Origin of the sequence: Aurantimonas endophytica (assembly GCF_014196845.1) — a bacterium.
Taxonomy (GTDB): Bacteria; Pseudomonadota; Alphaproteobacteria; order Rhizobiales; family Rhizobiaceae; genus Aurantimonas; species Aurantimonas endophytica.
Genome location: NZ_JACIEM010000002.1, coordinates 138100 through 152229 on the forward strand (window position 1 = coordinate 138100; position 14130 = coordinate 152229).

Below are 14130 nucleotides of genomic sequence, written 5' to 3' on the forward strand. Positions count from 1 at the left end.
TTCCTCCCGATGCCGTCGTCGGTCAGTTTGACATGCCGAGCTCGCCGAGAAGCTCGCCGTAGAACGCGTCGTCCTTTGCGATCACCTCGCCGAACTCCGCGCGGCCCTTGAAGGCGGGCTCGTAGCCGATGTTCGCCGATGCCGAGGTGAATTTCTCCGACTCGGTCGCGGCCTTGGCAGCGGCCTCGAGCTTCACCAGGATTTCCTCGGGCGTACCCATCGGTGCCGCGAGGCCGCGCCACATCGAGATGTCGATGTCAAAGCCTTGGTCCTTCGCTGTTTTGACGTCTGGCAGCACGCTTACCGGCTGGGCGCCGGTGGAGCCGAGCACGGTCAAATCGCCGGTCTTGATGTAGGAGAGGAACTGGCCGGGCCACTGGATGGCGGCGTCGATGCGGCCGGCCAGGAGTTCAATGGGCGCCTTGCCGTCGCCGTAGGAGATGTAGTTCACCTTGTCGGCGATGCCCATCGCGTCGAACAGGGCGGCGGAGGCGAGATGGGTGAAAGAGCCCTTGCCGGAAATGCCCACATTGATCGTCTTGTCGCCGGCCTTTACCGCCTCTGCCATCTCCTGGAGGTTGCTCCAGCCCTTCGCGGAATTGACGGCGAGCACAGGAATCTCGACCGAGACCTGGGCGATCGGCTCGAATGCTTCGTAGTTGAAGGGCAGGGTGCCGAGATGGTGCGTCGTGTTGATAGAATTGGAGTTCCAGACGATGTTGTAGCCGTCCGGGCGCGTCGCCTGCACATGAGCGTAGCCAATGGCGCCGCCGCCGCCGGTGCGTGCGACGGGTACTACTGGCGAGCCAAGCTCTTGGCCCATTAGTTCTGCCAGGAGTTGCGCAGTGGTGTTGGCGGTGCCGCCGAAGAGGACGGTCATCTCGACCGGTTTCTCTGGATACTCGGCTTTGGCCGAGAGGGTACCTGCAAGGGTTGCGGCGAGGATGGCGACGGCGGCGACACGGCCGCGCGATTTCAAGAACGACATGTTGTTTCCTCCCAGTTGAAACGCGTCGCAGCCTCCCGCCGCGACAGTCAGTCCATGCTGATCGACGCCGGCCGGCCCGTATTCGGGTCCGTCCATCGCCCCCGTGAGCAAGCTCGGGATTGTCAGTTCACCAGCGCAGAATTGCGGGCCTGCTTTGCTTCCAGTCCCGCAAGAATGGCCTCCGGGGTCGCCGGCAGCGCGGTGATGCGCACGCCGATTGCGTCGTAGATGGCGTTCATGATGGCTGGTGCGGTCGGCACCAGCGCCGGCTCGCCGATGCCCTTCGCCCCCAGCGGGCTGCGCGGGTCGCGGTCCTCCACCAGGGCAACGTTGATCTGCGGAATGTCGAGCGAGGTTGGCAGGATGTATTTCGAGAAGCCGTGGGTCGTCGTGTGGCCCTTGTCGAGCTGGTAGTCCTCCATCAGCGCCTGGCCGAGGCCCTGGACGATGCCGCCCTCGATCTGGCCTTCGACGCCGCGCGGATTGATTGCCCGGCCGACATCGTGGATGGCCCACATGCCGAGAACCTGAACTTCGCCTGTCAGCGTGTCGACCTCGACCTCCGCCACCTGGCACCCGAACACATAGGCCTGCCAAGGTGCTCCGGAACCGTCGACGGGGTCTAGGCCGGTGCCATGGGCCGTGAAGGATCCCGACCCGACCGGCACGACGCCGCGCTTCTTGCAGAGGGCCACAGCCTCGTCGACGGTCATACGCTTGTTAGTGCCCTCGGCCCAGATGTCGCCGTCGAAGGCTTTGATCGCGGCTGTATCGACCTGCCAGTACGCCGCCAGCTCGGCGTCGAGCTTTGCTCGTGCGTCCCGGCAGGCGATAGCGACGCTGTTCCCAATCATGTACGTCTGTCGCGTCGCCCCGGCATGGGCTGCTTCAGGCGACCGAGCCGTGTCGTTGTCGCCAATCGTCACGTCCTCCGGCCGGATGCCGAGCTCGTCGGCCGCCACTTGGGCCAGCACCGTCAGGATACCCTCGCCGATCTCGGTGACGCCGGTGACCACCTTCGCGGTGCCGCCATCATCCATTTCCACCCAGGCGCCCGCCCGATCGATCGTGGCGGTACGGGCGATGCCATACCACGATGCGGCCATGCCGCGTCCCTTTGCATGCCGTTGCATCACGCTACCTCCTGCCGGGAATCGGTCGTCTCGAGCCTGAACCGCGCGCCGAGCGTGCACGATCGGCGGGTGTCGGGGCCGCCGAGATCGCCGCGGCTCGCACCGCGGCTCGTCGGCGCGCCGGCTTCCCAGCGGCAGAAAGCCTCTGCCGTAGCCAGCACCTCGGCAATCGATACGGTCTCGAGACGTTGACCAGTATGGGTCAGCGAGCCGATCTTCATCATGTTGCGGCGGCGGATCTCGAACGGGTCGAGGCCCAGGCGCTCGGCGCAGATGTCGAGGTGAGATTCGGTGGCGAATTGCGACTGCATTGCCCCGAAGGTCCTGAAGGCGCCGGACGGCGTGTTGTTGGTGTAGATGCCGTAGGTGTCGATCTGGACATTGGGAATGTCGTAGGGGCCGAGCGACAGGATCGCCGCCTTGCGCATCACGCCTTCCGTCGACATGCCGTAAGCGCCACCGTCGCTGATCATCTTGAATGAGACTGCGGTGATTGTGCCGTCGTTCTTCAGTCCCATCCGGTACGTCACCCGGGACGGGTGGCGCTTGGCGGAGGCGATGATCGACTCTTCCCTTGTGAAGATCAGCCGCACCGGGCGGCCGGTCTTCATCGCCGAGAGGGCCAGCATGCCCTGGTAGATCATGTCTTCTTTGCCGCCGAAGCCGCCGCCGACCGGGCTCATGATGAAGCGGACCTTATTGATCGGCTTGTCGATGATGGTCGCCAGCATGTGGCGGTGGTGGGTGATGTTCTGGCTCGGCGAGAACACCGTCACGACGCCGTCGTGATCGACATAGGCGAGCCCTGCCTCAGGCTCGAGATAGGCGTGCTCCACCTGCTGGGTCGAGTAGCTGTTCTCGACAATGATGTCGGCTTCGGCAAAGCCCTGTTCCACATTGCCTTTGCGGATCGGGATGTGCTTGACGAGATTGTTCGGCGCGTAGTCGTGCACGACGACCGCGCCGGGAAGCATCGCCTCCTCCGGGTCGAAGATGCCAGGGAGTTCCTCGTATTCGACCTTGATCAGCGACAGCGCGCGGCGAGCGATCTCCTGGGTCTCGGCGGACACCGCAGCGACAGCCTCGCCGACGTAGCGGACTTTTTCGCGGGCCATCACCGGCTGGTCATGGACAAAGACGCCGAAGCCATCGACACCGGGGACGTCGCGATGGGTGATGACGCATTCAACGCCTTCCATCGCCTCGGCGGCCGAGGTGTCGATCGATAGGATCCGGGCATGGGGATGTGGGCTGCGCAGCACCTGCATGTGCAGCATGTCCTGCATCGTCGTGTCGCCAGCATATTTCAGAGCGCCGGAGACCTTAGACGGGGCGTCAAGCCGCCGGACGTTGTTGCCGATGTAGGAGTCGCCGGCGCCCTCGGCGTCGAGTGCACTTGCGGCTAACCGGCCGTTTAACACGTCGCGTGCGAGCTCGACCGCCTCGAAGATCTTGGTATAGCCCGTGCAGCGGCAGATATTGCCGCCGAGCCGTTCCTTGATTTCCTCGATGTCAGCGAAAGGGTTTTCCCGCAGCGCCGAGGTCGCGGCCATCACCATGCCGGGGATGCAATAGCCGCACTGACTCGCCCCTGTCTTGTGGAAGGCCCTTTGCAGGGTCGTGAGTTCGCCGCGGGGGGCCAGGCCCTCGACCGTCTGGATCGTGGCGCCGTCGGCCTTGTTGGCCGGCATCAGGCACGATTTCACCAGCTTGCCGTCGACGAAGACCGAGCAGGTGCCGCATTCGCCGGCGCCGCAGCCCTCCTTCGCGCCGGTGAGGTGGACCTCCTCGCGCAGATAGTCGAGCAGCCGGTATTGACCGTTGACGGGCTTGTTCACCCGGCGGCCGTTGACCGTCATGGTCAGGATCTGGTCAGACATGGACTGCCTCCCTTTGAACGTCGTTCGGTATCGGAGCGCCGCAGGCGACCAGCGCGTCCTCGATCGCGGCCTCGACAAAGCCGCGGACCACGCGCCGCCGATATTCGACGCGCGAGCGCGAGGCGACGCGGTCGGCCGGCCTGATGCTCGCCTCCGCCACGATTTGGCGGGTGATCGGCTGGCCCCGCAGCATGTCCTCGATGTCGCGGAGCCGCACCGGCACCGGCCCGATGCCGCCCAGCGCCAGACGCACATCCTCGAATCGGTCGCCGCTCGCGCTGGTCTTCACCAGCGCCACGGCGGAGACCTTGGAAATCACCAACGAGCGCCGCTGCCCGACCTTCTGGAACGAGCCGCCATAGCCCTGCATGGATTCGCACGTTACGGCGCTGATCAGTTCCCCGGTCTCCATGGCGTTGGCGCCGGGGCCGCGGACGAATTCGGCGATCGGCACGGTGCGATGGCGGATCGCACCGCCTTCCAGCCGGGCAAGCTCGACATCGGCATTCATCGCTAGGAGCGGCGGCATGCCGTCGGCGGCTGGCGACGCATTGGCGATATTGCCCGCCAGCGTTGCCTGTTCGCGGACCTGGTCGTCCGCGAACCAGATCGCGCAGGAGGGCATGCAGGGCAGATGCTCGCGGAGCACGTCGTCTTCCAGGAAAGCCTGGAAGACGACGTTGGCATTGAGCCGCACCCTGCCATCGGCGATCGTGTAGCCTTGGAACTCCGCTACCCGGCTGAGGTCGACGACGACCGGATAGTGGACGTCGCCCCCGCGACCTTCGCGGGCATAGGGAACTACGTCGGTCGCCCCGGCAATGACCTTGCCGTTTGACGGCAGCCGTTCGACCGCCTCCAGCGCTTCGTGCAAGGTCCTCGGCATGACGTATTCATCGAATGAAAGCATCTGATCGCCCTTCGGCCTCGGTCAGTTGGTCGCTCACTCGGCCGCGATGGCCTGGCGCTGGGCCTGCTTGTTGCGGACCACAACCTTGATGGCATCCTCTACCCGATCCTTGGCGTAGCGGAGCGCCTCGGGGAGGTTCTCCATCTCGAAGGTATGGGTGTGGACCAACGTGGCGTCGAAGCGCTTCTGGCGCATGAAGGCCTCCGCCCGATGCGTCGCACCTTTGCCCTCGCCGCGGATGCCGTAAAGGTAGATGTTGTTGCGCACGAGATAGGCCACGTCGACCGGCACAGCGTCACTCGGGAAGGCCGCCAGGCAGATCTTGCCGCCACGGTTCAGCATCTTCGCCGCCTCGTTCACTGCGTTCGGCGCACCGGAGCACTCGACGACGTAGTCGACGCCCTTGCCGCCGGTGAGGCGGCGCACCGCTTCTACCGGATCTTCGTTGCGCACGTTGATGACGTGGTCGGCGCCAAGATGGCGGCCGATCTCCAGGCGGTTATCACGGGTACCGGTGAGGATCACCGGCTGAGCGCCGAGCGCCTTGGCAACCGCGGCGCCGAGCAGACCGATCGGCCCCGGGCCGCTAACCACGACACTTTCGCCAGCAACGAGGCCGCCGAGTTCCGTCAGCCCGTACATGGCGGTGCCGGCGGTGACGACGAGCGTCGCCTCCTCGTCGCTCATGCTGTCATGGACATGCACGAGCGTGTTGATGTTGTTGACTTGGTACTCGCAGAAGCCGCCATCGGTGGTGAAGCCGTTGGCGCGGTGGCCCTTGTCGACGTCGCCGTAGTTCTTCCCGTAATTGTGGCAGGACGTGTACATGCCCTGACGGCAACGCTTGCACTGGCCGCAGCCGGCATGAATCTCGACGGTGACGCGCTCGCCGATGCGGTACTCGTCGACTCCTTGCCCGAGCGCAACGACGGTGCCCATGTACTCATGGCCGGGGGTGAAATTCTTGTTGAACGGGCTGCCGCCCTCGATCTGGGCCGGCGGACCGTGGTGAATGATCTCGAGATCGGTCGCGCATATGGCGACGGCGTCGATGCGCACCAGCACCTCGGCCTTCTTCGGCGTCGGCACTGCCTTGTCGACGAAGGTCAGCTGGCCGGGATCGCCCAGCACCCATGCCTTCATGGTCTCGGGGATCGGGTAGGCCGGATCGGTCTTCACGCCTTGGGGCATCGCCATGGTTTTCTCCCTTGATATTGCTGTATTCTTCTTGATTTCGACTGTCAGAAATGGCCGACACGCAGCCGGTTCGAAAGCTTGCCGGCGCATTGCACGACCGCATTGGTGACGTGCGTGCGGTAATCCTCGCTCGCCCGGCTCTTCGGCAGCGAAACGCTTATCGAGCCGAGCACCGCGCCCGTCCCGTCCCTGATGGCGGCGCCGAAGCAGACAACGTCCGCCTCAAGCTCCTCGTCGTCGACCGCAAAGCCAGAGCGACGCACCATTCGCAGTTCCTCGATCAGCGCCGAGAGCGAGGTGATCGTGTTCGGCGTGAAAGCGGCGAGGCCGCTGTTGGACACGACGCGCGCCAGTTCGGTCTCCGGCAGCCAGGCGAGTATCGCCTTTCCCGTTGCCGTCGCGTGGGCGGCCCGCATCTTCTTGACCTCGTCAGGCTCGACATGGGTCGGCATGTGCGAAGCAAAACGCAGGCGTGTGATCAGCAGCGAGTCGCGCAGCACGGCCATCTGGACGCTCTCGCGAAGGCTGGCGTTTAAAGCTTCCAGGTCGCCGTGCACGAACTGGCAAATGTCGAACTCACGACTAGACAAGGCGGCTAGATCACCGAGCTTGGAGCTAAGTGTGTATCCCCGGCTTCGTCCGGCGTGGATGGCATAGCCGCGTGTGACCAACGTCGCTAAAAGATGATGGCACGTAGATACGTTGAGACCAGTGGCCTTCGCCAGTTCGTTCAAAAGGACCGGGTGGTCTTTCGAAGCCATCACTTCAATAAGCTGTAACGCGCGATCGACCGACTGGATCAGCCGAGGTGGCGGGCCGACTTCAAGAACTGTATCCCTTGCGGCAGAAGTTAATGCCGAAAAGGGTTTCTCTGCTTCAGGCCTCGTGGTGATGACTTGATCCTCCCGAGCTCAAGTTTCATCCACAGCTAAGCGCTGTTCTGAATTTGGATCAATCAAAATCGACGACGTCGAAAACTCTTTCATAATGTGAAAACTTGACGGACGTCTTGTTGCTTTTAAGTTGTCTTGCAATGCTGTCAGCAGGAAATTCGCTGCAGTGCAGCTTCGCAACTGCGAACATCATCCGGAGATATATTTTGCCCGCGAATTATCTGATTTACGTGAGCCAGGCACGCCCGGCTCTCACCCAGGTCGATCTGGACTCAATCCTCGCGACGAGCCGAGCCTACAATGCTGAGAAGGATGTGACGGGAATGCTGCTGTTCGTCGAGGGTCGAGACGGTAATCGCGGCAGCTTTATGCAGCTCCTCGAGGGTGGCGCGGACGAACTCGAGGCTTTGCGCAAGCGCATCTTCGCGGATCCACGCCACCACACCAAGCTGGTGCTGGAAACCGGTGTGAAGCCCCAGCGAGACTTCGCCGATTGGTCGATGGCATTCAGGAGCGTCTTTGCTCGCGACCTCACAGCCCACCCTGGTTTCGCGGATATTGGAACAGAAGATTTTCAACGCAGATGCGAAGCTGGGGAAGTGCATCAGTCGCTCACGTTCATTCGGGACTTTTGGTCGAGCGACGCAGAAGCAGGTGCAACCCGTTGACGCCTGACGTCCGCCAAGCCTGTCTGTTAGGGACAACGTTTAGCCTGCCGGTTGCGTAGCATGCGTCAACTTGAAGAAGGTTCGGTAAGCTATGGTCGGCCAACTGCGACCGGTGCGAATGTGGCTGGCGTTCTCCGACCTACGCTTACCAGGCGCCACGACGAGCAGCTGCCTGCATCGGCTGATGCCGAATTGGGCCGTTTGCTGTCGGTCCGGACCCCCGGCTTGCGATCGCGCATGCTCCTGCACCAAGCCTTTGCGGAGAAGGTCGGCGAACGGGAGCTCGATATGAGGCCGTGATTTCGAGCAGGTGAAGCACTATTCGAAGCCGTTCTTGCCTTCGGCTCGCTAGACCGGATCGGGTTCGAGGTCACGCCTCCGTCCTGATCAAACGCCCGCCGGTTTGTTCGGTAGCCTTCACCGCCCGCGCTTCCCGGCCATTTGCCATCCACCTGAACAGGATTGATGCCTGCTTCCGATCCATCGGCGCTGAGCCTCAATAACCGGTACGGGCGCACTGCTGCTGTAATCCAGCGAACATGTTGCCGCGAAACCGGCGCAACGATGCCATCGGCAAGGTTGGACGCGGGGAGAGTTCACCGAGCGACCGATTTTCGAACTCGGCGAGGCTCGGACAGGCGCTAAAGCGCATAAGGTGCAGGCGCTTCCGGTTCCGTACTTTTCGGGCGCAGACAGAGCCTCAAAGCATATCCGGAGGAGAGAGAGCCTAACAGGATCCGGGGCGAACGCGCAGTCAACAGGTTTCACGCCGGGGCCTGCAGATCGGGGCCTGTGCTCACTGCCCTAGCGCATCAGAGGGCGTTCGACTGGGAGATGATGGCGGTGAGAGAGCCCGCCGTTCCGGCGCATTCGGCGCACATCTTGTGCCATGGCGATTGCAGAGACACTAAATGCACGATATCCGTTCCTAGGCGTTATGGCATTGGGAATGACATGGCTAAGCACAAGCTCGCGGACTCCAACCTCAAATCCCTCACCAAGGCCGGCGTCTACAGCGACGGGGATGGGCTTTATCTGAGGGTCCGGCCAGGCGGCTCGAAGCAGTGGATCTTCATTTACCGACGCGGCGGCGTACGCAAAGAGATCGGTCTAGGCGGCTACGGGCAGGGCACGGCTCCCGTTTCGTTGAAGCTTGCGCGCGAGAAGGCAGAGGCGGTCCGCGATAAGCTTGCACGCGGCGAAGATCCTCGAGGCGGCCGTAAAGCGGCAGTGCCGTCCCGGAAGACGCTGCCCACCTTCCGCGAGTGCATGGACGCGACGATCGCGCTCAAGGAACAGGAATTTCGAAACGCCAAGCACCGGGCGCAATGGCGCATGACGCTCGACAAGTACGCGGAGCCGCTTCACGATAAGCCGGTTGCGAGTGTCACCGTTGACGACGTGGTGAGCACGCTTGAGCCTCACTGGAGCAAGCGTCCCGAAACTGCCGATCGCCTTAGGCAGCGCATTGCGTCTGTCATGGACTACGCGAAGGCTAGGGGGCTTCGGCAAGGGGATAACCCCGCCGAGTGGAAGGGCAACCTTTCCCACCTTTTGCCAGCCCGCCAGAAGCTCTCGCGCGGGCATCACGCCGCACTGCCTTATGCAGCCGCGCCGGCGATGTGCGTGAAGCTACGCCAGTCGAAGGGGACTGCGGCAAGGGCTGTTGAGTTCATCGCCCTGACGGCTGCAAGGACTGGCGAGGCACGTGAGGCGACCTGGGACGAAATCGACTTCCGCACCGCTGTTTGGACGATCCCCGGCGCCAGAATGAAAGCGGGCGTTGTTCACCGTGTCCCGTTGACGGAACGTGCCGTTGCGATCCTGCGGGAGCGTCAGGAACAGGCGACCGGGGAGTATGTCTTCGGCGGTGCCGTGGGAGGGGCGCCAGTGAGCGCGACGGCGATGACCAAGGCGCTAAGGCTCGCCGCGCCCAACGGCGTCCACTGCACACTTCATGGCCTTAGAAGCATGTTTCGAGACTTCTGCGGCGAAGAGACCGACGCGCCCCGCGAAGTCGCCGAGATGGCACTCGCGCATCATGTTGGTAACGCCGTCGAGCGCGCGTATCGGCGCGGCGACGCGCTCGAGAAGCGACGGGCTGTGATGGATTCTTGGGCGAGATACTTGGGGACCGACGTCAACGTTCGTTGACGAGAGGGGCATGTTAACGCTACTAATCACGGTTGTGCGTCATCTGCAATCAATGCACAGCATGCCCAGTAAACGATGCATGTAAATACCATCCTTGTTAACGTGTCAATCCTCGAGAGGAAAAAAGATGAAGGCTGCAAACGACAATACCCCTCGCCTGATCGCCATGAAGGACGCGAGCGCCATGACCAGCATGTCCCGCACCCTCATCCTGGCGCTGATGCGGGAGGGGAGGTTTCCGCAGTCGGTTCAACTTGGTGAGCGGCGGTATGCCTTCGTCCGTGCCGAAGTGGTCGCGTGGATTGACGCGAAGATCTCCGGACGCGCCTCCGCCTAACGACCTCAACCCGGACCGGCGCCGACCGGCGGGCCCCTTCTACATCTCTCCTCAAAGGATCTGAGATGCGAGAACTCGTAGACCTGCCCGACGCCACCGTGCGCCGGATCATCGATTACGTCACCGCTTCCGCTTACCTCACGAATGGCCGCCACGACTTTCGCATTCCGCATCTGGTGGCCGATGCCTGGGCAAAGGAAGGCTACTGCGTCCTACGGACTAACGACGTGGCAAGGCGCCTTGGCACGACACGGCGAACCGCCTGCAAGGCTATCGCGCGGCTCTTGGATGCTGGCGTAATTCGCAGAGTTGGCACGACGCCAGAAGGATGGGGAATGTATGTCCCCTGCCTCGAGCGCGGCGAGGAATGGCGCGCCGACTACCAGGAGCGCATGAATGTCCAGTGATCGGACGGACGGCCTCCTGGCGCAGCACAACCTCCTCCTCAACATCATCGAGACGGACTGGGCGACACGACTGGACCACAAGGTCGCGGCAGTCATCATTCAGCGGTACTACCCGCGCTATGGAAATGCTCGTGCCAGCCTCCGGTTTATCGCCGAAGCCACCCGGGCCGACCGTTCCAATGTGAAGACCAGCATCAGACGGCTCGTGGATCGCGGCGCCTTCGCCGTACTTCGTGAAGGCAAAGGCACTCGCCCCACAGAGTTCACCCTGAATTTCGCATTCTCTCCTAGTGGGGGTGTGACTACCCCCTCTACTAGTGGGGGTGCAGTGACCCCCTCCTGTGAGGGTGCAGCGACCCCCTCTAGCGAGCCTAGTGGGGGTGTGACGACCCCCGAAACCTACATACAGTTACCGGCCGACAGGACCGGTATACTGGTATGTAGAACATTCGAGGACGCGCCTATGGCGCCGCCCGACTCGGCCCTTTACGGGCCGGCCGGGGCGGTGCCGTCCTCGGGAGGCTTTGAGGAGTTCTGGAGCGTCTGGCCGCGAAAGCATAAGTTGGCAAAGGCGAAGGCGGCTTATAAGGCGATTGCGCCTGATGCTGACTTGCACGCGACTATTGCGGAAGCTGCCCGCGCTTGGGCCACCCACTACGCGAGCAACAATGTCGAGAAGAAGTGGGTACCCGAGCCGGCCTCTTGGCTGGCCAATGAGCGGTGGCTTGAGGATCTGCCATTGATTCACGGCGACGCGAAGGGCGCGGCAATTGCCAAGGCCAAAGCCAACGCACCTGCGAAGCCAAAGGCAGCCGCCACCTTCAAGGTGGACGCCACCTGTAAGATTGAGGCCGCAGAGCTGGAGATGGACGGCAATGATCAGGTCATCGTTGTCACGTTCGCCCCTGAAGGCGGGAATTCTTTCGATCGAAGGATCGTACTCGAGTCGCCCGATCCAAAGCGCCAAGCGGAAGGACAGGGGGAATTCTCGCGCCTATGCGAGGCTATAAATGTTGACGAACCCAAAGACGCCGAAGACTTGATGGGTTTCAGTCTGCATATATGGGGCGGGAACAAGGGACTTGCCTATAATCGACTACCGCCAGCTTGGTTGACTGACAGATCCGCACAAGCCGCATAGCGGCCCTACAGCGCGCGCTATACTTCTGGCGACAGTTGTCGCCAAATAACCAGCAACGCGCCTGACGACCCGCTGTGTGGCGTGGCGGGGCATTTGAATGTTGATTTGACGAGCGACGGTCGAGGATGCTCAAAGAAGGCCGGACGGTCAGTTTGGCGACCACCGCCCGGCCCTAGCGACTAATGCTACTTGCGCTTTACGGTCTCAACAATGTGGGTTTTGGGTTTGTTCGTTGCGGTCTTCACCGTGGTGAACTGCCCATTGCCTGCATTGCGGCCGATTTTGGAAGCCTTTGCCATCTCAATCACCTCCTTTCCGCCTCAAGCCGAGGCAGCTGAAACATACCGTCATCCGCGCGGGATCACCATGGCTAGACCCGAATTAAGCTGAAGCCACAACATATTGTGGGGCCCGATTGTGAACTGCGGGGACAGCGGCGCTGCCTCATATCCAGTGCAGACGGGTGATTTGAAGTCTCAGGCTGTGGTCTTCGCCGACCGGCGTCATGCTCGCACACGTGCGCCCGCAGGTTTTCACGTGGGATCTAAAGTGCGGCTCCCCTGAAAGTCGTGGGTCGCGTCGATCGCCAACCCGCGCCCCCGCACAGCGCGTGCATCTGCGATTGAAATGATGACCCCGGGCGCCATTGGAAGTCTAGGGTGCTCGCCACACCGTACCGGCGTGCTCCGTTCGTTACTTCGCAATTACAGATTTTCCCTCGCGTGCGCGCGATCACGCGTATCGCGCGCGCGCGGGAGCGTGTCATAATTGCCGCGTTTCTCGAATACCTGAAGAAGTTTGGTTCGTTCAAGCGGTCGGTTTGCACTATTTACTTCAGGCAGCACCTCCGCTGCACCGCCTGGCAGGGCGACGAGAGGGACAATCCATGAAGCGCATTGCAGCGAACGACGACGTGCCGGTTTTTGACCGGGCACACGAAGCTCCGAAAATCTCGAGCGGCGACGATAGCGGCGAGTGGTCACCACCAGCCCGCCGTCTTTCCATTCCCGGCCTTGTTGTCAGGCTTCCTGGCGACGGTCCGACGATCGAACACAGGCTGAAGGCTCAGGCGGCTTGGATCACGTCATCCCGCTACAGCGGACAAGCCGCCAACGATAACCAGGATTGGCCGCTAGCCAAGCTTCTAAGGGCCGAAGGTGACGAGCACCATCTACGGCTCGCCGAGCGTTACCGTGAGATGCACGAGGCCGCACATGCCGTCACCGACCTCATTGGCAGGGATGCGAGCGAAGGCCTTTATACGGCCCACCGGACGGACATTGACGCATCGTCTGGCAAGCTCGTCGACAAAGGCGTGCGGAAGGTGGGCAAGGCGGCACGGGCGGAAGCTCACCGCGGCCTTCGCACGGAACCCTCGCATCCGCGTCCTATGTCAAAGCCAATCCCTAAACCTTGGGAAGGCGATGCTGTCCTGATCCGGCAGATAGACGCGCAACGCGAGCTGGCACAGGCGCAGAAGGCGCTGGGGCCGCTTTGCGTCGCGTTCGAGGCGGCGGTCGTGGGCAATGATACCCTTGAGGAAATTGGACGCGCCCACGGGGCCGGTAACAAAACCGGCGCCAAAGGAGCGGGACGCGCTCTGGTGTTTCTCGGATTCCACGAGCTTGAGCATCACTGTCACCGGCTAAGGATAGCTGCGTAGGGCATACCCATTTTCCGACGCGGGCGGGAATAAGCAAGAGACAGATTCAGGCCGTCCTCGGGGGCGGCCTTTTTCGTCTCACGTTGTCCGTCGCGGCCTGCCAGCTTCTTCGGATAGTCGGCGCCGGGCTCCTCTCCCTGATGCGCTGGCGACGGCCCCGTTCGTGCTGATGCGGGGCCACTTTAATAACGGCAGCGGCGTTTTTTACGCAGAATCCTTTCCTTTACTCTCAAGAAATGGAGGCGAACGTGCGGAAATCCGCTCTCGTTGAAATTCTCGCGCGTCGCCTCGGCAAGCCTTTCGGTCGCCTCGATGCCATCCTTTTGGCCTTGCAGGCAGCCGGGCTTGTCTCGAGGGAGCCTTCCAGCCGGCGCTTTCCAGCGGATGCAACCGAGGGCGATATCGTCGCTTTGACACTGGCAGCCATTTGCGACGTGGGCGCCACGAAAGACGCCGCCGAGCACGTCGGTCGTTACGGCGCCATGCGCGCAGCATTCGGCGCCACGTTTCGCGAAACGGTTGGCGCCATCCTCGGCGGTGCCCGCGCCCACGTGAGCCACGTGATTGTCGGAGCTGCCGGCGTCTCAACCATCATCAACGGCGAGCACTGCGTCTTTGGCGCTTCGCCTGGCGGCGCAGCCGCGATCACCAGCGGGCAAGCCGTCATGGCAATCGCGGCGGAACTAGCAGGCGCGTCCCCAAACGACGCGGACGCCGCTGTCGCAATCGCCGAGCTTCGGCGCGCAATCCAATAGGAAA

13 protein-coding genes are annotated in these 14130 nt (G+C 62.5%); 7 read left to right on the plus strand and 6 right to left on the minus strand.

Annotated elements, in window-relative coordinates; translation table 11 throughout:
- Nucleotides 1-22: 22 nt before the first annotated feature.
- The 6 genes from GGR03_RS08335 to GGR03_RS08360 form a co-directional block, all read right to left on the minus strand.
- Nucleotides 23-988 carry a Bug family tripartite tricarboxylate transporter substrate binding protein gene (locus tag GGR03_RS08335; protein WP_183207189.1) on the minus strand — a complete coding sequence of 322 codons (966 nt, stop codon included), beginning with the start codon at nucleotides 986-988 and terminating at the stop codon, nucleotides 23-25.
- 122 nt (nucleotides 989-1110) lie between these two features.
- On the minus strand, nucleotides 1111-2121 hold the full coding sequence (locus GGR03_RS24590) for a xanthine dehydrogenase family protein molybdopterin-binding subunit (protein ID WP_183207190.1): 1011 nt from the start codon (nucleotides 2119-2121) through the stop codon (nucleotides 1111-1113).
- Nucleotides 2121-4001 (minus strand): molybdopterin-dependent oxidoreductase, encoded by a 1881-nt coding sequence (locus tag GGR03_RS24595; RefSeq protein WP_183207191.1) that lies wholly within the window; start codon nucleotides 3999-4001, stop codon nucleotides 2121-2123. Before GGR03_RS24595 ends, GGR03_RS24590 begins: the two co-directional genes overlap by 1 nt.
- On the minus strand, nucleotides 3994-4911 hold the full coding sequence (locus tag GGR03_RS08350; RefSeq protein WP_183207192.1) for an FAD binding domain-containing protein: 918 nt from the start codon (nucleotides 4909-4911) through the stop codon (nucleotides 3994-3996). Before GGR03_RS08350 ends, GGR03_RS24595 begins: the two co-directional genes overlap by 8 nt.
- A gap of 33 nt (nucleotides 4912-4944) precedes the next feature.
- Nucleotides 4945-6108, minus strand: a complete 1164-nt coding sequence (locus GGR03_RS08355; protein WP_183207193.1) for a zinc-dependent alcohol dehydrogenase — start codon at nucleotides 6106-6108, stop codon at nucleotides 4945-4947.
- 44 nt (nucleotides 6109-6152) lie between these two features.
- Nucleotides 6153-7001 (minus strand): IclR family transcriptional regulator, encoded by an 849-nt coding sequence (locus GGR03_RS08360; RefSeq protein ID WP_343058713.1) that lies wholly within the window; start codon nucleotides 6999-7001, stop codon nucleotides 6153-6155.
- A gap of 104 nt (nucleotides 7002-7105) precedes the next feature.
- On the opposite strand from GGR03_RS08360, the gene GGR03_RS08365 reads away from it, so the two are divergent.
- The 7 genes from GGR03_RS08365 (at nucleotide 7106) to GGR03_RS08395 (ending at nucleotide 14126) form a co-directional block, all read left to right on the plus strand.
- Nucleotides 7106-7669 carry a BLUF domain-containing protein gene (locus GGR03_RS08365; protein ID WP_183207194.1) on the plus strand — a complete coding sequence of 188 codons (564 nt, stop codon included), beginning with the start codon at nucleotides 7106-7108 and terminating at the stop codon, nucleotides 7667-7669.
- A 954-nt stretch (nucleotides 7670-8623) separates the two neighbouring features.
- Complete coding sequence (locus GGR03_RS08370) at nucleotides 8624-9823, plus strand: tyrosine-type recombinase/integrase (RefSeq protein ID WP_183207195.1); 1200 nt, start codon at nucleotides 8624-8626, stop codon at nucleotides 9821-9823.
- A 127-nt stretch (nucleotides 9824-9950) separates the two neighbouring features.
- Nucleotides 9951-10160, plus strand: a complete 210-nt coding sequence (locus tag GGR03_RS08375; RefSeq protein ID WP_183207196.1) for a helix-turn-helix transcriptional regulator — start codon at nucleotides 9951-9953, stop codon at nucleotides 10158-10160.
- 65 nt (nucleotides 10161-10225) lie between these two features.
- Nucleotides 10226-10567 (plus strand): hypothetical protein, encoded by a 342-nt coding sequence (locus tag GGR03_RS08380; protein WP_183207197.1) that lies wholly within the window; start codon nucleotides 10226-10228, stop codon nucleotides 10565-10567.
- A 463-nt stretch (nucleotides 10568-11030) separates the two neighbouring features.
- Entirely contained in the window at nucleotides 11031-11708 is a 678-nt protein-coding gene (locus tag GGR03_RS08385) for a hypothetical protein (protein WP_183207198.1), read from the plus strand.
- Nucleotides 11709-12594: 886 nt separating this feature from the next.
- The gene (locus tag GGR03_RS08390) at nucleotides 12595-13371 is read left to right on the plus strand and encodes a hypothetical protein (protein ID WP_183207199.1); all 777 of its coding nucleotides are present in this window, start codon (nucleotides 12595-12597) and stop codon (nucleotides 13369-13371) included.
- Between the two features lie 248 nt (nucleotides 13372-13619).
- Entirely contained in the window at nucleotides 13620-14126 is a 507-nt protein-coding gene (locus GGR03_RS08395; protein WP_183207200.1) for a hypothetical protein, read from the plus strand.
- Nucleotides 14127-14130 lie beyond the last annotated feature (4 nt).